1 protein-coding gene is annotated in these 338 nt (G+C 50.9%); it reads left to right on the top strand.

Annotation, left to right across the window (positions count from 1 at the left end; genetic code table 11):
* On the top strand, positions 1–285 hold a 285-nt coding region (locus SB775_RS28165), incomplete at its 5' end, for a tail fiber assembly protein (protein WP_410864462.1).
* Positions 286–338: the final 53 nt, after the last annotated feature.

Below are 338 nucleotides of genomic sequence, written 5' to 3'. Positions count from 1 at the left end.
CCAGATGGCTTTATGCTCGGTGCAGATGAGTCGGGTAAACCTTCATGGCTAAATATACCGGCGCCTACAGCAGAGGAAATAACTGCGATAGCGGACGCCAGAAAAGCACAATTGCGCGCGGATGCGGATGCGATCATAGCCCCACTGCAAGATGCTGTTTCGCTCAATATTGCCACTGAGGAAGAAGCGGCCAGATATGACAGCTGGCGGCAATATCGTGTGATGCTGAGCCGAATTGATACTTCACAAGCATTGACTATTGAGTGGCCTGAAAGGCCAGCATAAAAAACAAGCCCGCTATACAGCGGGCTTTTTGTTACTGAGGCTTATCCGGCCAG

The sequence above is a fragment of the Peribacillus sp. SIMBA_075 genome (assembly GCF_046534585.1).
The sequence above is the reverse complement of the archived record's forward strand: the minus strand, read 5'-3'. Positions and strand labels throughout refer to the sequence as shown.